This is a genomic window from Streptomyces sp. NPDC043896, assembly GCF_056435605.1.
In genome coordinates, this window is the sequence record NZ_JBWKEE010000024.1 from 21,208 (window position 1) to 39,987 (window position 18,780).

Below are 18,780 nucleotides of genomic sequence, written 5' to 3' on the forward strand. Positions count from 1 at the left end.
TGTGTGGGCTCCTACTCTCAGGCCGTCGTCTGCTCGGCGATGAGCGCCGCGGCCTTGTCGAGATCGTCCGGCGTCTTCAGGGCCACGCTCGGCACACCCTTGAGCGCGCGCTTGGCCAGACCGGTCAGGGTGCCGCCCGGGGACAGTTCGATGATCCCGGTGACGCCCAGTTCGGCGAAGGTCTCCATGCACAGGTCCCAGCGGACCGGGTTGGCGACCTGGCCCACCAGCCGGGCGACGACGTCGGCGCCCGAGGTGACGACGAGGCCGTCCTTGTTGGAAACGTACTTCAGGGCCGGGTCGGCCGGAGCGAGGGCCTCGGCGGCCTTCTCCAGCGTGGCGACCGCGGGCGCCATGTGGTGCGTGTGGAAGGCACCCGCGACCTGGAGGGCCACGACCTTCATCGAGCCCTCGGGCTTCTCGGCGACCAGGGCCTCGATCTGCTCCTTGGTGCCGGCGGCCACGATCTGGCCCGCGCCGTTGATGTTGGCCGGGGTCAGGCCCAGCTTCTCCAGGTGAGCGACGACCACGTCCCGGTCACCGCCCAGCACCGCGGCCATGCCCGTCTCGGTGACGGCGGCGGCCTCGGCCATGCCCAGGCCGCGGGTGCGCACGAAGGAGAGCGCGTCACCCTCGCCGAGCACGCCGGCGACGGCGGCGGCGGTGATCTCACCGACGCTGTGGCCGGCGACGGCACCGAAGGCCGACACCGGACCGAGCGCGGAAGCGGACAGCAGGCCGGCCGCGACGAGCAGCGGCTGGGCCACCGCCGTGTCGCGGATCTCGTCCGCGTCGGCGTTCGTGCCGTAGTGGGCGAGGTCGAGCCCGATGGCGTCGGACCACCCCGCGACGCGTTCGGCGGCGCCGGGGAGTTCGAGCCAGGGAGTCAGGAAGCCGGGCGTCTGAGCGCCTTGGCCTGGAGCGACGAGTACGAGCACCCTCACACTCTCTCTTGTGGATGGTCTCCGCCGCCCGTGGGGACAGGGACGAAGAACGGTCGGGGTAATTGTTGATGTCCGACAAAAGTCTAGGACTGCTGATCTCCGTCGGCCAGACGCCCCAAGATCAGGGCGATCCGCAGCGTGAATGCCGAACGGACGTCTGACGGCGACCAGCCGGTGACGTCGGTCACACGTCGGAGCCGGTAGCGCACCGTGTTGGGGTGGACGAACAGCATCCGCGCCGCCCCCTCCAGACTGCTGGCCTGCTCCAGGTAGACGCTCAGCGTTTCCAGCAGCGCCGAGCCCGCCTCCTCCAGCGGTCTGTAGATCTCCTCCACCAGCTGCTCCCTGGCCGAGGGATCCGAGGCGATCGCGCGCTCGGGCAGGAGATCGTCCGCCAGCACCGGGCGCGGCGCGTCCTGCCAGGCCGTGCAGGCCTTCAGGCCGGCGGCCGCGGCCTGCGCGGACTTCGTGGCGTTCAGCAGGTCCGGGACCACGGGCCCCGCCACCACCGGACCGGCCGCGAACGGGCCGATCAGCGACTTCGCCACCTGCATCGGGTTGTCGCTGCCGCCCGCGATCACCACCAGGCGGTCGCCGAGCACGCCGGTCAGCACCTGGAGCTTGTGGTGGCGGGCCGCGCGGCGGATCGCCTCCACCGTCAGCTCGCTGTCCCCTTCCGGGGCGGTGCCGAGCACCACGCACACGTGCTCCGGGGAGTTCCAGCCGAGCGCCGCCGCCCGCGACAGCGCGCCCTCGTCGGCCTCGCCCGACAGCACGGCGTTCACGACCAGGGACTCCAGCCGGGCGTCCCACGCGCCGCGCGCCTCGGCGGCCTGCGCGTACACCTGAGCGGTCGCGAAGGCGATCTCCCGGGCGTACACCAGCAGCGCCTCGCGCAGGATCGACTCGTCGCCGGGGGCCGCCACCTCGTCGATCGCGGCCTCCATGACCTCGATCGTCGTACGGACCATCTCGACGGTCTGGCGCAGGGTGATCGCCCGCGTCAGCTCGCGCGGAGCCGTCCCGAAGACGTCGGTGGAGATGGCCTGCGGGGTCTCCGGGTGCCGGAACCACTCGGTGAACGCGGCGATGCCGGCCTGCGCGACCAGGCCGATCCACGACCGGTTCTCCGGAGGCATCGCCCGGTACCAGGGCAGGTTCTCGTCCATCCGCGCGATGGCGTTGGCGGCGAGCCGGCCGGAGGACTTCTCCAGCCGGCGCAGCGTCGCGGCGTGCGGATGGACCGGATGCGCGGGGCGCACCTCGGGGGACTGCTCACGTTCGGGTTGGGGCACGGGACAAGACTGCCTTATCGGCGCCCCGGCGCGGACTCGGGTCCGCGTGCCGCCCTCGCGGCTGCGGCTACCGTGGCCCCATGATCGATGTACGCCGCGCCGCCGACCGGTACGCGGGAGGGGATCCGGACGCCGGGATCACCACCCGTCACGCCTTCTCCTTCGGGTCCTTCTACGACCCGGACAACATCCGCTTCGGACCGGTGCTGGCCTGCAACGAGGAGAGCCTCGCGCCCGGCGCGGGCTTCGACGAGCACCCGCACAGCCACACCGAGATCGTCACCTGGGTGCTGGAGGGCGAGCTGACCCACCGGGACAGCACCGGGGGACACGCGGGCACGGTCCGGCCCGGGGACGTCCAGCGGCTGGGCGCCGGTTCCGGGGCGCGGCACGTCGAGCGGAACGACGCGGGGGTCCCGCTGCGGTTCGTGCAGACGTGGCTCGCGCCGCTGACCGCGGGCGGGGAGCCCTCGTACGAGGTCGTACGGGACCTCGCGGACGGCACCCCGTACGAGGTCCCGGCGGCGGGGGCGGTGCTCCACGTCCGGCGGCCGGGCGCGGGCGAGCGGGTCCCCGTACCGGCGGCGGACCGGGTGTACCTGCACGTGGTGCGCGGGGACCTGCGGATCGACGGGCAGGAGCTGGGTCCCGGGGACTCGGCGCGGATCACCGGCGAGAAGGGCCTGGAGATCACCGCCGGTTCCCCGGGGGAGCTGCTGATCTGGGAGCTTCCGGCCTAGGCCGGCCGGGCCGGGGCGCGCAGCTCCGCGAGGACCGTGTCGGTGAAGGGGGTCCAGGCCTCCACGGCCCAGGGGCCGAAGGCGCGGTCGGTCAGCGCCACGCAGGCGGCGCGCACGTCGGGGTCCACCCACAGGAAGGTGCCGGACTGGCCGAAGTGGCCGAAGGTGCGCGGGGAGGACGTCAGGCCCGTCCAGTGCGGGGACTTGCCGTCGCGGATCTCCATGCCGAGGCCCCAGTCGTTGGGGGACTGGTGCCCGTAGCCGGGCAGGACGCCCTTGAGGCCGGGGTGGACCACGGAGGTGGCCTCGGCGACGGTGCGGACGTCGAGCAGGCGGGGTGCCTGGAGCTCGGCGGCGAAGCGCACGAGGTCGGCGACGGTGGAGACGCCGTCCTTGGCGGGGGAGCCCTCCAGGCTGGAGGAGGTCATGCCCAGGGGCTCGAAGACGGCCTGGTGCAGGTACTCCGCGAAGGGGATCCCGGTGGCCTTGGCGAGGTGGTCGCCGAGCACGTCGAAGCCGGCGTTGGAGTACAGCCGGCGCTGCCCGGGCGGGGCCGTCGCGCGGTGCTCGTCGAAGGCCAGGCCGCTGGTGTGGGCGAGGAGGTGACGGACCGTCGAGCCCTCGGGCCCGGCCGGTTCGTCCAGTTCGAGGGCCCCCTCCTCGTACGCGACGAGGACGGCGTACGCGGCGAGCGGCTTGGTCACCGAGGCCAGCGGGAAGCGGCGGGACGTGTCCCCGTGGGATCCGGCCAGGCTCCCGTCGGCGCGTACGACGGCCGCCGCGGCGGCGGGTACCGGCCAGGTCTCGATGGCCCGCAGGCTCTCCATGCTCTCCATGCGGCCGAGCCTACTTGCTTGGAGTGCACTCCAGGGTTCTAGCGTATGGCCATGGACCTGACGGAGACGCGGTACACGATCAGCGAGGTCGAGGCGCGGACCGGTCTGACGCAGCACACGCTGCGCTGGTACGAGCGGATCGGCCTGATGCCGCACGTGGACCGCTCCCATTCGGGGCAGCGGAGGTTCAGCGAGAAGGACCTGGGCTGGCTGGCCTTCGTGGGCAAGCTGCGCGCCACGGGGATGTCCGTGGCGGACATGGTCCGCTACGCCGAACTCGTCCGCGCGGGCGAGCACACCGTCGACGAGCGCCGCGAGCTGCTGGAGCGGACCCGCCGCGAGGTGCGGGCGCGGCTGGCCGAGCTGACGGACGCGCTCGGCGTCCTCGACTTCAAGATCGACACGTACGCGATGAACACCGCGGTCCCGCCGGCGGACAGCGCCGGCGCGGCCGCGGGGAAGGCACGGTTATGACGGAGCAGGGCACCACCATCGAGCGGGCCGAACTGGGCGAGGGCGGACCGGTCGTCGGCGTCCAGGGCCTCGGCTGCATGGGCATGAGCGAGTTCTACGGGGCGACCGACGAGGCTGCCGCCCGCGCGACCCTGGACGCGGCACTGGCCGCCGGGGTCACCCTCTTCGACACGGCGGACGCCTACGGGCGCGGCGCGAACGAGGAGTTCCTGGCGCCGTTCGTGGCGGCCCACCGGGACGAGATCACCCTGGCGACGAAGTTCGCCATCGAGCGCGGCGACGACCCGGCGTACCGGGGCGTCCGCAACGACCGCGCGTACGTCCGCCAGGCCGTCGAGGACAGCCTGCGCAGGCTCCGCGTCGACGTGATCGACCTGTACTACATGCACCGGCGCGACCCGGCGGTGCCGTTCGCCGAGTCGGTGGGCGCCATGGCCGAGCTGGTGCGGGAGGGGAAGGTGCGCCACCTGGGGCTCAGCGAGGTCACCGGGCCCGAGCTGCGCGAGGCGCACGCGGTGCACCCGATCGCCGCGGTCCAGTCGGAGTGGTCGCTGTTCAGCCGGGACGTGGAGCGCAGCGCGGTCGGCGCGGCGGCGGAGCTGGGCGTGGCCTTCGTCCCGTACTCCCCGCTCGGGCGCGGTTTCCTGACGGGGGCCTTCGCGGACGCGGCGGCGGAGCTGTCGGCCGACGACTTCCGGCAGTACCAGCCCCGGTTCACCGGCGAGAACGCGAAGGCCAACGCGGCGCTGCTGACCCCGGTACGGGAGGTCGCGGCGGCGCACGGGGTCTCGGCGGCGCAGGTCGCGCTGGCCTGGGTGCACCAGCGGGCGGCGGTGCACGGCCTGACGGTGGTCCCGATCCCGGGCACCCGCAAGCCGGCCCGTCTGCGGGAGAACGCGGCCGCGACCCGGATCACCCTGACCGAGGCGGAGCTGGCCCTGCTGGAGCCGCTCGCCGGGCGGGTGGCGGGCACGCGCTACCCGGACATGGCCTTCACCTCGGACTCCCGCGAGGTGTAGGCCCCGGCGGCCGACGGCCTGCCCGGGGCCGGACGGCCTACGCCCCGGCGGCGAAGCGGTCGCGCAGGGCCGCGTACTCGGCGTCCGTCAGCAGGCCGGTGCTGTGCAGTTCGCTCAGGTGGGTCAGCCGGTCGTCGGAGGCCCGGGCGCGGGGGACCGAGCCCACCGGGGCGGACCGCTCCCGCAGCGAGGCGAGGACGGCGGCGGCGAACGGCAGGGACTCGTGCACCGCCCCGTACCCGACGCCGAAGACCGCGGCGGCGAGGTCGTGGTCCGGCGCGGCGGGGTCGCCGGCGGCGTCCCGGAGCCTCAGCCGCAGGTGCCCGCCGCCCGGCCGGTCCGGGGAGGCCCACTCGACGCCGGACAGGCCGGCCAGCGCGAAACGCTGGTCGCCCGCCCGCCACTTGGCGCTGCTGGCGCCGGTGCGGGACCAGTGGAAGGTCACCGCGGAGCCGTCGAAGCCCACCCGGGCGTCGTACGCCTTCAGCTGGAGCGGCGGCCGCGGCACCTCGACGAGGAACCGGTCGGCGGGCCCGGCGGCGCCGGGCCCCAGCCGCTCGCGCACCGCTTCGGCGAAGGCGGCGGCCTGCGGCGCCCGGTCCCCGGCCAGCACGAGCCGGTACGGGTCGCAGGACTCCTTCAGCTGCCCGGCGGCAGCCTCCAGCAGCGGATCGGCGCCCGCGCGCACGGAGGCGCGGAGCACCACCGTGTCCCGTCGGCCCATCGACCCGGCCGCGGCGCTCACGTCGACCCCGGACAACGCTTCCAGGGGGATCCGGCGCTCGCCCAGCGCGTGCCAGAGGCGTGGAGTTCGCATCCCCCGTGCGAAGCGGATGAGCACCGAGTCCGAGTCGAACTCCCAGACGGCATGATTTCCGGCCAGTACGTCACCCATGCGGCACATGGTAAAGGGATGCGCCCCCGCGCGTCCCCCTCGTCATCCGGCCCGATTTTTTCGGCTTGCTACGGGTGTCCGGCGGGGAGGTCCCCGTCAGTCGCCGTGGGTGCCGGAAATTCCGAGCCGGCAGTCGTCGCTGCCGTTCGCGCACGCGACGGAACCGAAGGCGCCGGTTCCGATCTTGGCGAAGTTGTCCAGGGAGGCCGTCCCTGGCTCGAAATAGCCGGTGTGGCTCCGTGCCCCCTGCGAGGACAGCAGCCGCGCGCCGAACTCCGGGGACACCGGGTCCGCGCCGTGGCCCACCCCGCCGAACTCCAGGTGCGGTACGCCGGAGATCCAGTCGCCCTCGTCGCGCATCGCCCAGATCCGGGCCGGGGAGCGCAGCCCGGCGGCGTTGTCGGAGCGCATCCCGGGACTGCCCGCCACCACCAGGTCGGTCACCCGGACCGGCAGCCGGTGCGCGGCCACCCCGCACACCACCGACCCGTAGCTGTGGCAGAACAGGGCCACGCTCGCGTCCCCGGGCAGGGCCGCGGCCAGGGACTCCAGCCGTGCGGCGCCCTGGACGGCGAGCCGGCCGGTGGCGGCGTCCACGCCGACCCCGGTGGGGGCGGTGTAGCCGGCCCAGGCGATGACGGCGGTGCGGGCGGCCGGCGCGGTCGCGCGCTCGGCCTCGTACAGGGACCGCGCCATGCCGGCCGGGGCGGTGAGGCGGCGCTGCGAGCGCTCGAAGGTGATCACGTCGGTGTCGACGCCGGGGACGACCACCGAGACCCGGCGGGCTGCCGAGAGGTCGCCGAAGACCTCGGCCACGAGGCCGCCGCCGGTGGGGTCGAAGACCAGGATCTGCCGGCCGGGCTCGGCCAGGGACTCGAAGCGGTGGGCGCGCCGGACGGCGGTGGCGCGGTCGGCCGGGGCCAGCGAGACGTCCCGGCCCCGGGCCTCCTCCAGCCGCACGGCCAGCCCCAGGGAGCGGCGGTTGGCCCGGTAGCGGGTCTCGGCGGGCACCCCGTCGAGGTTGCCGACCACGAGCGGGTAGCCGTCGGCGAGGCGGGTGCGCTGGGCGCCGTCGAGGTCGGCGAAGAAGCGGGAGACCGTCCGTACGGGAGCGTCGGCGGGCGGTACGGCGCGGCCGTCGATCCGGGCCGAGGCCCACGCGACGAGCTCGGCGGCGCGCGCCTGGATCCCGGAGTCGGGGCGGTGCACGGAGGTCCAGCCGGTCGTCGCCAGCATCAGGAACACGACCGCGAGCGCGAGCAGCGTGCGCAGGACGGCGGGGCGCGCGGGGGCGTCCGGGGGGATGGGGGCGGGGCGGCCGGGCAGGTTCACTGGAGCCAGCCTAGGAGACCGCTGGAGCAGGTGGCGCTCCGGGTGACCGGGCTCACGGCCGGGCGTGGGACACATCTCCCCGCCGATCACGCTCTGTTGCGGTGCCGGGAGGTCCGCGGGGGGCGCGGCGCGGGGTGCCCCGGGAGAGCCGGGAGGGGTGCCCGGAAGGCGCGGCGGGAGCACCGCAGGGGCGGCGGGGGCGCCCGGCGCCACGGGGCTAGCCCGCCGCGGCGGCCCGGCGCCAGTCCGCCGCCAGGGCCGGTCCGATCTGGTCGAGGTAGGCCACGGTCATCGCCCGGATCGCGGCGACGCTGGCGTCCTCGCCCTGGCCCCAGAGCCGCCCCGTGACGCGCATCACCCCGCAGAACGCGGCCACCGCCACCCGGGGGCGCGGGTCGGCCTCCAGGTCGATCCCCTCGCGGGCGGCGATCAGCCGGGCGATCTCCTCCTCCAGCTCGGTGGAGCGCCGCAGGTGGACGGCGAGCAGGGCCGGAGTGGACTCGATCAGCTGGTAGCCCCGCATGTAGAGGTCGATGGGCACCACGTCGGAGATGGCCTCCTCGACGGTGTCCCAGGCGGCGAGGACGGCGTTGCGCATGGCCTCCAGCGGTGCCTCGGAGGCCGGCCGGTCCCGCAGCGCGGCGAGGAAATGGGACTCGACGAGGTCCTGGACGGCGAAGGCGACCTCCTCCTTGTTGGCGAAGTAGCGGAAGAAGGTGCGCTGGGAGACCTCGACGGTGTCGGTGATCTCGTCGACCGTGGTCCGCTCGTAGCCCTGGGAGATGAACAGGAGCAGGGAAGCGCGCAGCAGCGCGTCCCGGGTCCGCTGCTTCTTGCGCTCGCGGAGTCCGGCCGCCGGCGCGGGCCGCTCGTCGGTCATCGCCGCGGGGGTCCTCTCTGATCCTCGATCGCGCGTGCCCGGTGCCCGGACACGCGCGTGCTCGATCTGACGCTGAGTAAGCGGTCAGGGTACCTGTGACGGAGCTGACAGCTGCTGTCGTGTTAAGCCGTTTGTGAAGTGTCAGACGCTGTCACTAGCCTGTTCGCATGACTAGTCAGATCACGCTCGCCAAGGAATCGGGCCCGGCACCGGCGCGCGCCGGGCTGCGCGGCCACCCGTGGCTGACCCTGTTCGCCGTGGCGGTCGGGGTCATGATGGTCACCCTCGACGGCACGATCGTCGCCGTCGCCAACCCCGCGATCCAGAAGGACCTCGGCGCCAGCCTCGCCGAGGTGCAGTGGATCACCAACGGCTACCTCCTGGCCCTCGCCGTCTCCCTGATCACCGCCGGCAAGCTCGGCGACCGCTTCGGCCACCGCCAGACCTTCCTCATCGGCATCGCCGGCTTCGCGCTCTCCTCGGCCGCCATCGGCCTGGCCGGCGGCGTCGGGCTCGTCATCGGCTTCCGCGTCGCCCAGGGCCTCTTCGGCGCCCTGCTGATGCCCGCCGCCCTCGGCCTGCTGCGCGCCACCTTCCCCGCCGAAAAGCTCAACATGGCCATCGGCATCTGGGGCATGGTCATCGGCGCCTCGACCGCTGCCGGGCCCATCGTCGGCGGCCTGCTCGTCGAGCACGTCAGCTGGCAGTCCGTCTTCTTCATCAACGTGCCGGTCGGCGTCATCGCGCTGCTCCTCGGCCTGTTCATCCTGCTCGACCACCGGGCCGAGAACGCCCCGCGCTCCTTCGACCCGCTGGGCATCCTGCTGCTGTCGGCCGCGATGTTCTCGCTGATCTGGGCGCTCATCAAGGCCGCCGAATGGGGCTGGGGCGACCGCGCCACCCTGCTCTTCCTCGGCGCGTCCGTCCTGTGCTTCGTGCTCTTCGCCCTCTGGGAGGGCCAGGTCTCCGAACCGCTCATCCCGCTCGGCATGTTCCGCTCGCTGCCGCTGTCCGCCGGCACCGTGCTGATGGTGCTGATGGCCTTCGCCTTCATGGGCGGCCTGTTCTTCGTCACCTTCTACTTGCAGAACGTCCACGGGATGAGCCCGGTCGACAGCGGCCTGCACCTGCTGCCGCTCACCGGCATGATGATCATCGGATCGCCGCTGGCCGGCGCCGCCATCACCAAGGTCGGCCCGCGGATCCCGCTCGTCGCCGGCATGGTCGCCACCGCCGTCGCCTGCTTCGGAATGGCCCGGCTCACCCCGGACACCGGCACGCTCACCATGTCGCTCTGGTTCGCCCTCCTCGGCCTCGGCCTCGCCCCCGTGATGGTCGGTGCCACCGAGGTCATCGTCGGCAACGCCCCGCTGGAGCTGTCCGGCGTGGCGGGCGGCCTCCAGCAGGCCGCCATGCAGGTCGGCGGAAGCCTCGGCACCGCCGTCCTCGGCGCGGTCATGGCGGCCGAGGTCAGTGACACGTTCGGGGACAACTGGCAGGGCGCCGGCCTCCCGCCGATCAGCCCCGAGCAGCTCGAACTCGCGGAGAAGGGCGTCCAGGTCGGCATCGCCCCCGTCCCGCCCGGGGCGCCCGAGCCGGTCGCCCAGGCCATCGCCGCCGTCGCGCACGACACCTTCGTCTCCGGCATGAGCACGGCCTTCACCTGCGCCGGCGTCGTCGCCGTCCTCGCGGCGATCGTCGCCTGCTTCACCAAGCGCGGGCAGAACGCCGACGCCGGAGCGGGCGCCGCGGCCCACATCTGAGCAGCGCACCGAAGCGTTACGGGTACGTCAACCCCGCGCCCGCCACAGCCCCGCCGGACGGTTCCGGCGGGGCTGTCGCCTATCCGGGTGGACCCGCCCGCAGCCCCTTCCGCCCGACCGTCGCCGCAGGTCAGCGTGGTGTCGACGGAGCGCCGGAAACGGTCCGGAGCCCGTCCGTCAAAGAGGAGTTGACCCCGTCATGCGTACGTGGAGCACCACACGCAGCACCGTCCTCGCCGCCGCCCTGCTGGCCGCCGCCATGCTCGTCCCGGGCACCGCCACCGGTGCCCACGCCGCCGGCCCGCCCTGCGCCACAGGGCAGCTGTGCCTGTGGGCGAAACCGGAGTTCAAGGGCACCAAGCAGGTGTACGACCTGAGCACCCTCGACATCAACAGCTGCACCGCCCTGCCCGCGGGACCCGCCTACCAGTCGCTGATCAACCGGACCGGGCGCCCGGTGACCACGTACCAGTCGGCCGAGTGCGCGGAGACCGGCGAGTTCCAGACCTACCCGGGCGACGGGACCTGGCTGCCGCAGTCCGCCTTCCAGATCAGGGCGTTCAAGATCTGGGAGCGGTAGCCCCCGCATGCCCCTCGGGGACGGGGACGGGGGCGGGGATGGGGGCAGGGGCGGGGGAGGGAGAGGCGGCGGACCGGGCGGGCACCGGGCCCGGGGCGCCGCCGCCCAGCCGCGCCACCTCGGCCCGCAGCCCCCGTACCTCCTCCTGGAGCTCGCGGATCGCCGCCAGCTGGAGCCGCTCCACCTGGTCGTCCCGCTCGAAGCGGGCGATGAACCAGGCGGCGATGTTGGCGGTCACCACACCGAGCAGCGCGATCCCCGACAGCATCAGCCCGACCGCCAGCACCCGGCCCAGACCGGTGGTGGGCGAGTGGTCCCCGTACCCGACCGTCGTCATCGTAGTGAAGGACCACCACACCGCGTCGCCCAGGTTCTTGATGTTCCCGTCGGGCGCGTCCCGCTCCACGCTCAGCACCGCGAGCGAGCCGAACATCATCAGCCCCACCACGGCCCCGGCCACGTACGTGGTCAGCCGGATCTGCGGAGCCATCCGCGCCCGCCGCCCCACCAGCATCAGCGTCGCCACCAGCCGCAGCAGCCGCAGCGGCTGCACCAGCGGCAGCACCACGGCGGCCAGGTCCAGCCAGTGGGTGCGCACGAAGTGCCGCCGGTCCCGCGTGAGGCCCAGCCGCACGAGGTAGTCGGCGGCGAAGGCCCCCCACACCACCCACTCCGCGTAGGTGCACGCCCGGTGCACGGCCGGGTCCGCGTCCGGGGCGACGATCGGCACGGCGTACGCGACGGCGAAGGCCACGGCGAGGACGAGCAGCGGGGTCTGGCTCCGCCGCTCCCACAGCAGCTGGCGGGAGGTTTCCTTCATGCGGAGCATCGTAAGGAACGGGTAAAGGGCACGGGCCGGGCGGTACCCGGGCCACCCGCCCGGGGGTGCGCGCCACGGCCGGGCGGGTGGCCCGGCGACCGGACGCGGGCCCGGCCGAGGCGGGCCCGCACGCGGCGGGCCCGCCGCAGACGTCAGGCGTCGCCGCCCGCGGCACCCGGGTCCGCCGCCGACACGTCCAGCAGCTGGTACCGGTCCACGGCCTGCTTCAGCACCGAACGGTCGACCTTGCCCTCACGGGCCAGCTCGGTCAGCGTCGCCAGGACCACCGACTGCGCGTCGATGTGGAAGAAGCGCCGCGCCGCGCCGCGCGTGTCCGCGAAGCCGAAGCCGTCCGCGCCCAGCGAGGTGTACGCACCGGGCACCCAGCGCGCGATCTGGTCCGGCACCGCGCGCATCCAGTCCGAGACCGCCACGAACGGCCCCTCCGCGCCCGACAGCTTCCGCGTCACGTACGGGACGCGCTGCTCCTCCTCCGGGTGGAGCAGGTTGTGCTCCTCCACCTCGACGGCATCGCGGCGCAGCTCGTTCCAGGAGGTCGCCGACCAGACGTCCGCCCGTACGTTCCACTCGGCCGCCAGGATCCGCTGGGCCTCCAGCGCCCACGGCACCGCCACGCCCGAGGCCATCAGCTGGGCCGGGATGGCGCCCGAGGTGCCCTGCGACACCCGGTGGATGCCGGCCAGGATCCCCTCCACGTCCACGCCCGCCGGCTCGGCCGGGTGCTGGATCGGCTCGTTGTAGACCGTCAGGTAGTAGAAGACGTCCTCGGCGTCCGGCCCGTACATCCGCCGCAGACCGTCCCTGACGATGTGCGCGATCTCGTAGCCGTAGGCCGGGTCGTACGCGACGCAGCCCGGGTTCGTCGACGCCAGCAGCAGCGAGTGACCGTCGGCGTGCTGGAGCCCCTCACCCGTCAGGGTGGTCCGGCCGGCCGTCGCGCCCAGGACGAAACCGCGCGCCAGCTGGTCGGCCATCTGCCAGAACTGGTCACCGGTGCGCTGGAAACCGAACATCGAGTAGAAGACGTAGACCGGGATCAGCGGCTCGCCGTGCGTCGCGTACGCCGAACCCGCGGCGATCAGCGAGGCCGTGCAGCCCGCCTCCGAGATGCCGTCGTGCAGCATCTGGCCGGTGGGCGACTCCTTGTACGCGAGGAGCAGGTCGCGGTCGACCGCCTCGTACTGCTGCCCCAGCGGGTTGTAGATCTTGGCGCTCGGGAAGAAGGCGTCCATGCCGAAGGTGCGGTACTCGTCGGGCGCGATCAGCACGAAGCGCTTGCCGATCTCCTTGTCCCGCATCAGGTCCTTCAGGATGCGGACGAACGCCATGGTCGTGGCGATCGACTGCTGGCCCGAACCCTTCTTGGCGGCCGCGTACGCCTTGTCGTCCGGGAGCTGGAGCGGCTTGGCGCGCACCACGCGGGTCGGCACGTAACCGCCCAGCGCGCTGCGCTGGTCGTGCATGTACTGGATCTCGGGCGAGTTGCGGCCCGGGTGGTAGTACGGCGGCGCGCCGCTCTCCAGCTGGGCGTCCGTGACCGGGATGTGCAGGCGGTCGCGGAAGCGCTTGAGGTCGTCGACCGTCAGCTTCTTCATCTGGTGCGTGGCGTTGCGGCCCTCGAAGTTCGGGCCGAGCGTCCAGCCCTTGACCGTCTGCGCCAGGATCACCGTCGGCTGGCCCTTGTGGGCCTTGGCCGCCGCGTACGCGGCATAGACCTTCTTGTGGTCGTGGCCGCCGCGGCCCAGGTGCTGGATCTGCTGGTCGGTCATGTTCTCGACCATGGCGCGCAGCCGCTGGTCACCGCCGAAGAAGTGCTCGCGGATGTACGCGCCCGACTCGGTGGCGTACGTCTGGAACTGCCCGTCCGGGGTCGAGTTCATCTTGTTGACCAGGATGCCGTCGCGGTCCTGCGCCAGCAGCGGGTCCCAGGAGCGGTCCCAGATCAGCTTGATGACGTTCCAGCCGGCCCCGCGGAACTGCGACTCCAGCTCCTGGATGATCTTGCCGTTGCCGCGCACCGGCCCGTCGAGGCGCTGGAGGTTGCAGTTCACGACGAAGGTCAGGTTGTCCAGGCCCTCGCGCGCCGCCAGCGACAGCTGGCCCAGCGACTCCGGCTCGTCCATCTCGCCGTCGCCGAGGTACGCCCAAACGTGGGACTTGGAGGTGTCCGCGATCCCGCGCGCCTCCATGTACCGATTCATCCGGGCCTGGTAGATCGCACCCAGCGGGCCGAGGCCCATCGAGACGGTCGGGAACTCCCAGAAGTCCGGCATCAGCCGCGGGTGCGGGTAGCTGGAGAGGCCGTACGGGGCCTTCGACTTCTCCTGCCGGAACGCGTCGAGCTGCTGCTCGGAGAGCCGGTCCAGGAGGTAGGCGCGGGCGTAGATGCCCGGGGAGGCGTGGCCCTGGAAGAAGATCTGGTCGCCGCCGTCGCCCTCGTCCTTGCCCCGGAAGAAGTGGTTGAAGCCCACGTCGTAGAGGGAGGCGGAGGAGGCGAACGTGGCGATGTGGCCGCCGACGCCGATCCCCGGGCGCTGGGCGCGGGAGACCATGACCGCGGCGTTCCAGCGGGTGGCGTTGAGGACCTTGCGCTCGATCTCCTCGTTGCCGGGGAAGAACGGCTCGTCCTTGGTGGCGATGGTGTTGACGTAGTCCGTGCTGCGCATCTCCGGCACGGCCACGCGCTTCTCGCGGGCCCGCTCGATCAGCCGCAGCATCAGGTAGCGGGCGCGTTCGCGGCCCCGCTCGTCGACGGCGGCGTCCAGGGAGTCGAGCCACTCCTTCGTCTCCTCCGGATCGAAGTCCGGGACCTGGCTCGGAAGGCCGCCAATGATGATCGGGTTGCGATCGGATGCGGAAGCCACGCTGTTCCTTCGCTGTCGGGGGAGTCGTGCCTTGGGTCGCCGCCTCCCATGGTCTTACGCCCGGCCGAAATCTTCACCTCTACCACTGGGTAACACCTGGAGCGGCGAAGGAGCGGCCGGCCGGCCGCGGCCGGTGTCGGGCCAAATCGCAACCTTACGCCCAAGTCGATCAGCGGGTTCGTAAGGACGTTCGTCCCTCAAACAGGCAGGAAAGTCCTCATGCGCTGCCGAATGAGCTGGAATGGTGTGGGATGAATCACCGGTGGTCCATCGGGGAAGCCTGAAAGTTGCGGCAAAGTTGCGGCGAGACGGCCGCAATCGTCACCGTTTCGACGGTCTCGGCGGCCGGGTACTTGCGCGATCCGCCGCGCCCGTGTGGACTACGCCCAATGCTGCGCGTACGCGCGCCGCCGAAAGACATTCACCGAACATGAGCAGGAGGCACCCCGTGAGCGCGACCGCGGACCACGCGGAGAGCCTGGCCGCCCGGCTGGGTTTCCAGTCCGAACAGGTGGTCCAGGAGATCGGCTACGACGAGGACGTCGATCAGGAATTCCGTGACGTCGTCGAGAGCCTCGTCAGCGAGCTCGTCGACGAGGACTACGACGAGGGCGCCGACGCGGTGCTGTTGTGGTTCCGCGACGAGGACGGCGATCTGACGGACGCCCTGGTCGACGCGACCGAGCTGGTCGAGGACGGCGCACTGATCCTGCTGCTGACCCCCAAGACGGGCCGTGACGGCTACGTCGTGGCCAGCGACATCAGCGAGGCCGCCGAGACGGCCGGCCTCTCCCTCGCCAAGGGCGGACCCGTCGGCAAGGAGTGGACCTCCACCAAGCTGGTGACGCCGAAGGCGGCCAAGTCCAAGCGCTGAGCCGCGCCCCGCAGCCAAGCGGAAGAGCACGCCCCGCCGACCGGGACCACCCGGTCGGCGGGGCGTGCGCGTTCCGGGGGCCGGGCCGGGGGCCGGGCTGGGGGAGGGGCGGGAGTCCGGGCGCCGGCGCACGGACCGGCGTACCTCCAGCGCGCCGGTCCGCCCCGCTCCGCGGGGACACCCCCTAGGCTGGGTCTCACCCGAACGGCCCCGTGCGGGACGCAGGAAAACGAAGGGATGCGAGAGATGGCGATCGAGGTCGGACACAAGGCACCGGACTTCGAGCTCAAGGACAACCACGGCGCCACGGTGCGGCTCTCCGACTTCCGGGGCGAGAAGGCGGTCGTGCTGCTCTTCTACCCCTTCGCCTTCACCGGCGTCTGCACCGGCGAGCTGTGCGAGCTCCGCGACCAGCTGCCCCGCTTCCAGAACGACGACGTGCAGCTGCTGGCCGTCTCCAACGACTCGGTCCCGACCCTGCGCGTCTTCGCGGAGCAGGAGGGCCTGGAGTACCCGCTGCTGTCCGACTTCTGGCCGCACGGCGAGACCTCCCGCGCGTACGGCGTCTTCGACGAGGACAAGGGCTGCGCGGTCCGCGGCACCTTCGTCATCGACAAGGACGGCATCGTGCGCTGGACCGTCGTCAACGGGCTGCCCGACGCGCGTGACCTGAACGAGTACATCAAGGCCCTCGACAGCCTCTGAGGGCCCCGCGCCGGATCCGGCGGCAGGTTCCGTACGAAAACCGCCTGCGAGCGGGAACCCGTCACTAGGATCGGGACGTTGATCCGGTAGCAATCGCACGACGGGGCCCCGCCCCATTCGAATACCAATGGAGGACCCGTGGGAGTCAGCCTCAGCAAGGGCGGCAACGTCTCGCTGACCAAGGCCGCGCCTAACCTGACGGCGGTCATCGTCGGTCTGGGCTGGGACGCTCGCACCACCACCGGTGTCGACTTCGACCTCGACGCCAGCGCGATCCTGACCAACGACCAGGGCAAGGTCGCCAACGACTCGAACTTCGTGTTCTTCAACAACCTGAAGAGCCCGGACGGGTCGGTCGAGCACACCGGTGACAACACCACCGGTGAGGGCGAGGGCGACGACGAGGCCATCAAGGTCAACCTCGCCGGTGTCCCCGCCGATGTCGCCAAGATCGTCTTCCCCGTCTCGATCTATGAGGCCGAGAGCCGCCAGCAGAGCTTCGGCCAGGTCCGCAACGCCTACATCCGCGTCGTGAACCAGGCCGACAACACCGAGCTCGCCCGCTACGACCTCTCCGAGGACGCCTCGACCGAGACCGCCATGGTCTTCGGCGAGCTGTACCGCAACGGTGCGGAGTGGAAGTTCCGCGCGATCGGCCAGGGCTACGCCTCGGGTCTGCGCGGCATCGCGCAGGACTTCGGCGTCAACGTCTGAGCCGAAGCCCGAGAAGTTCGTCCGTCCGGCGCCGTGCACCCCTGTGTACGGCGCCGGACCGGCTTTGCCACCATGAGCGGGTGGCTCGGCCATCACCACCACGTCGTCCGGGGAGGACCACATCATGGGCGTCACACTCGCCAAGGGGGGCAACGTCTCCCTGTCCAAGGCCGCACCGAACCTCACCCGGGTTCTGATCGGTCTCGGATGGGACGCACGCTCGACCACGGGGGCGGACTTCGACCTCGACGCCAGCGCCCTGCTGTGCAACAGCGGCCGGGTGCTGGGGGACGAGTACTTCGTCTTCTACAACAACCTCAAGAGCCCCGAGGGCTCCGTCGAACACACCGGGGACAACCTCACCGGCGAGGGTGACGGCGACGACGAGTCGATCATCATCGACCTCACCAAGGTCCCCGCGCACGTCGACAAGATCGTCTTCCCGGTCTCGATCCACGAGGCGGACAGCCGCCGGCAGAGCTTCGGCCAGGTGAGCAACGCCTTCATCCGCGTGGTGAACATGGCGGACGACCAGGAACTGGCCCGCTACGACCTGACCGAGGACGCCTCCAGCGAGACCGCGATGATCTTCGGTGAGGTCTACCGGTACGGCGGCGAGTGGAAGTTCCGTGCGGTAGGACAGGGGTACGCGTCGGGGCTGCGGGGCATCGCTCTAGACTTCGGGGTCAACGTTTCGTAAAGCCGTACAAGACGATGGGGTGCCAGTGGTTCTCAAAACCTTCGGCTGGTCGTTCGCAGTCACTGCGCTCGGTCTGGTCGCAGCGGTGTTCTACGGGGGGTGGACCGGTTTTGGGATCGTGGCGATCCTGTCGATCCTCGAAATCTCGCTGTCCTTCGACAATGCGGTGGTCAACGCCGGAATCCTGAAGAAGATGAATGCCTTCTGGCAGAAGATCTTCCTCACCATCGGCGTGCTCATCGCCGTGTTCGGCATGCGCCTGGTCTTCCCCGTCGTCATCGTGGCGATCAGCGCCAAGATCGGGCCCATCGAGGCCGTCGACCTGGCGATGACCGACAAGGACATGTACAAGCAGCTGGTCACGGACGCCCACCCGTCCATCGCCGCCTTCGGTGGCATGTTCCTGCTGATGATCTTCCTGGACTTCATCTTCGAGGACCGCGACATCAAGTGGCTCGCCTGGCTGGAGCGCCCGCTCGCAAAGCTCGGCAAGATCGACATGCTGTCCGCGTGCATCGCGCTGATCGTCCTGGTCATCGCCTCGATGACCGTCGGTGCCAACGCCCACCAGCACGGCGGCCTCCACGTGGACAAGGCGCAGACCGTCCTGATCTCCGGTGTCCTCGGCCTGATCACGTACATGATCGTCGGCGGTCTCTCCGGCTACTTCGAGAACAAGCTCGAGGAAGAGGAGGAGGCCGAGCACGAGGCGGAGGAAGCGGCCAAGAAGAGCGGCAAGCCCGTCTCGGCCGTCGCCCTGGCCGGCAAGGCCGCGTTCTTCATGTTCCTCTACCTCGAGGTCCTCGACGCGTCCTTCTCCTTCGACGGCGTCATCGGCGCCTTCGCCATCACCAACGACATCGTGCTCATGGCCCTCGGCCTCGGCATCGGTGCCATGTACGTCCGGTCGCTCACGGTCTACCTGGTCCGCCAGGGCACCCTCGACGACTACGTCTACCTGGAGCACGGCGCGCACTACGCGATCGGCGCCCTCGCCGTGATCCTGCTCGTCACCATCCAGTACGAGATCCACGAGGTCATCACCGGCCTCGTCGGCGTGCTGCTCATCGCCTGGTCCTTCTGGTCCTCCGTACGCCGCAACAAGCGGCTGGCGGCCGAGGGCGGCGACAGCCCCGCGGAGGTCGGAGCCGGGGTGTGACCCGGCCCTGATTGCGGAACGCTTCCGGTAACGACGGGGCGGGGGGGGGGGGGGGGGGGGGGGGGGGGGGGGGCCCCCCCCCCCCCCCCCCACCGCGCGGATCGCCGGGATCATGGGGGCCAAGAAGACTCCCGACCTGATCCCGCTCTGCCACCCGCTGGCGGT

Annotated in this window: 19 protein-coding genes (1 of these 19 only partly in view); 11 read left to right on the top strand and 8 right to left on the bottom strand. The window is 71.8% G+C overall.

Translation table 11 applies throughout. The features are described 5' to 3' along the window. Positions 1–17 precede the first annotated feature (17 nt). Both AC069X_RS29205 and AC069X_RS29210 read right to left on the bottom strand, forming a co-directional pair. Positions 18–938, bottom strand: a complete 921-nt coding sequence (locus AC069X_RS29205) for an ACP S-malonyltransferase (RefSeq protein WP_478733106.1) — start codon at positions 936–938, stop codon at positions 18–20. 89 nt (positions 939–1,027) lie between these two features. Further along, complete coding sequence (locus AC069X_RS29210) at positions 1,028–2,239, bottom strand: PucR family transcriptional regulator (protein ID WP_478733108.1); 1,212 nt, start codon at positions 2,237–2,239, stop codon at positions 1,028–1,030. Between the two features lie 80 nt (positions 2,240–2,319). On the opposite strand from AC069X_RS29210, the gene AC069X_RS29215 reads away from it, so the two are divergent. Continuing rightward, complete coding sequence (locus AC069X_RS29215; protein ID WP_478733110.1) at positions 2,320–2,979, top strand: pirin family protein; 660 nt, start codon at positions 2,320–2,322, stop codon at positions 2,977–2,979. Here AC069X_RS29215 and AC069X_RS29220 read toward each other — a convergent pair. Beyond that, positions 2,976–3,806, bottom strand: coding sequence for a serine hydrolase domain-containing protein (locus AC069X_RS29220; RefSeq protein ID WP_478733367.1), 831 nt, complete (start codon positions 3,804–3,806; stop codon positions 2,976–2,978). The two genes, AC069X_RS29215 and AC069X_RS29220, sit on opposite strands and share 4 nt — an antisense overlap. A gap of 54 nt (positions 3,807–3,860) precedes the next feature. Here AC069X_RS29220 and AC069X_RS29225 point away from each other — a divergent pair, with 54 nt between their 5' ends. Together AC069X_RS29225 and AC069X_RS29230 are read left to right on the top strand one after the other, a co-directional pair. After that, the gene (locus AC069X_RS29225; protein WP_478733112.1) at positions 3,861–4,289 is read left to right on the top strand and encodes a MerR family transcriptional regulator; all 429 of its coding nucleotides are present in this window, start codon (positions 3,861–3,863) and stop codon (positions 4,287–4,289) included. After that, positions 4,286–5,308, top strand: a complete 1,023-nt coding sequence (locus AC069X_RS29230) for an aldo/keto reductase (RefSeq protein WP_478733114.1) — start codon at positions 4,286–4,288, stop codon at positions 5,306–5,308. Before AC069X_RS29225 ends, AC069X_RS29230 begins: the two co-directional genes overlap by 4 nt. A gap of 37 nt (positions 5,309–5,345) precedes the next feature. On the opposite strand, the gene AC069X_RS29235 is transcribed toward AC069X_RS29230, so the two are convergent. The 3 genes from AC069X_RS29235 to AC069X_RS29245 all read right to left on the bottom strand — a co-directional run bounded on the left by AC069X_RS29235 (position 5,346) and on the right by AC069X_RS29245 (position 8,415). Next, on the bottom strand, positions 5,346–6,203 hold the full coding sequence (locus AC069X_RS29235; protein WP_478733116.1) for a DUF4429 domain-containing protein: 858 nt from the start codon (positions 6,201–6,203) through the stop codon (positions 5,346–5,348). A gap of 96 nt (positions 6,204–6,299) precedes the next feature. Continuing rightward, positions 6,300–7,529: an alpha/beta hydrolase gene (locus AC069X_RS29240; RefSeq protein WP_478733369.1), complete on the bottom strand. Its 1,230-nt coding sequence runs from the start codon at positions 7,527–7,529 to the stop codon at positions 6,300–6,302. Positions 7,530–7,752: 223 nt separating this feature from the next. Further along, positions 7,753–8,415, bottom strand: a complete 663-nt coding sequence (locus tag AC069X_RS29245; protein ID WP_478733118.1) for a TetR/AcrR family transcriptional regulator — start codon at positions 8,413–8,415, stop codon at positions 7,753–7,755. A gap of 167 nt (positions 8,416–8,582) precedes the next feature. Here AC069X_RS29245 and AC069X_RS29250 point away from each other — a divergent pair, with 167 nt between their 5' ends. After that, on the top strand, positions 8,583–10,178 hold the full coding sequence (locus AC069X_RS29250) for an MFS transporter (RefSeq protein WP_478733120.1): 1,596 nt from the start codon (positions 8,583–8,585) through the stop codon (positions 10,176–10,178). Positions 10,179–10,377: 199 nt separating this feature from the next. Continuing rightward, positions 10,378–10,758 carry a peptidase inhibitor family I36 protein gene (locus AC069X_RS29255; RefSeq protein ID WP_478733122.1) on the top strand — a complete coding sequence of 127 codons (381 nt, stop codon included), beginning with the start codon at positions 10,378–10,380 and terminating at the stop codon, positions 10,756–10,758. Here AC069X_RS29255 and AC069X_RS29260 read toward each other — a convergent pair. Next, positions 10,739–11,578, bottom strand: a complete 840-nt coding sequence (locus AC069X_RS29260) for a potassium channel family protein (RefSeq protein ID WP_478733124.1) — start codon at positions 11,576–11,578, stop codon at positions 10,739–10,741. The genes AC069X_RS29255 and AC069X_RS29260 overlap by 20 nt on opposite strands. A gap of 152 nt (positions 11,579–11,730) precedes the next feature. Further along, a complete protein-coding gene (gene aceE / locus AC069X_RS29265) occupies positions 11,731–14,463 on the bottom strand; it encodes a pyruvate dehydrogenase (acetyl-transferring), homodimeric type (protein ID WP_478733126.1) in 2,733 nt (910 codons plus the stop codon). A 448-nt stretch (positions 14,464–14,911) separates the two neighbouring features. Here aceE and AC069X_RS29270 point away from each other — a divergent pair, with 448 nt between their 5' ends. From AC069X_RS29270 to AC069X_RS29295, 6 genes are all read left to right on the top strand, one after another. Beyond that, positions 14,912–15,337, top strand: a complete 426-nt coding sequence (locus AC069X_RS29270; RefSeq protein WP_385769368.1) for a DUF3052 domain-containing protein — start codon at positions 14,912–14,914, stop codon at positions 15,335–15,337. Between the two features lie 246 nt (positions 15,338–15,583). Further along, positions 15,584–16,042 carry a peroxiredoxin gene (locus AC069X_RS29275; RefSeq protein WP_007263894.1) on the top strand — a complete coding sequence of 153 codons (459 nt, stop codon included), beginning with the start codon at positions 15,584–15,586 and terminating at the stop codon, positions 16,040–16,042. A 138-nt stretch (positions 16,043–16,180) separates the two neighbouring features. Further along, positions 16,181–16,756 carry a TerD family protein gene (locus AC069X_RS29280; RefSeq protein ID WP_249765901.1) on the top strand — a complete coding sequence of 192 codons (576 nt, stop codon included), beginning with the start codon at positions 16,181–16,183 and terminating at the stop codon, positions 16,754–16,756. A gap of 124 nt (positions 16,757–16,880) precedes the next feature. Continuing rightward, on the top strand, positions 16,881–17,456 hold the full coding sequence (locus tag AC069X_RS29285; protein WP_478733129.1) for a TerD family protein: 576 nt from the start codon (positions 16,881–16,883) through the stop codon (positions 17,454–17,456). A gap of 25 nt (positions 17,457–17,481) precedes the next feature. Continuing rightward, positions 17,482–18,615 carry a DUF475 domain-containing protein gene (locus tag AC069X_RS29290; RefSeq protein WP_478733131.1) on the top strand — a complete coding sequence of 378 codons (1,134 nt, stop codon included), beginning with the start codon at positions 17,482–17,484 and terminating at the stop codon, positions 18,613–18,615. A gap of 100 nt (positions 18,616–18,715) precedes the next feature. Continuing rightward, positions 18,716–18,780, top strand: partial view of a cyclic pyranopterin monophosphate synthase MoaC gene (locus AC069X_RS29295; protein ID WP_478733371.1) — the beginning only. 208 nt of this gene lie beyond the right edge of the window; the window shows 65 of its 273 coding nt (coding positions 1–65); the start codon lies at positions 18,716–18,718; its stop codon lies beyond the right edge, outside the window.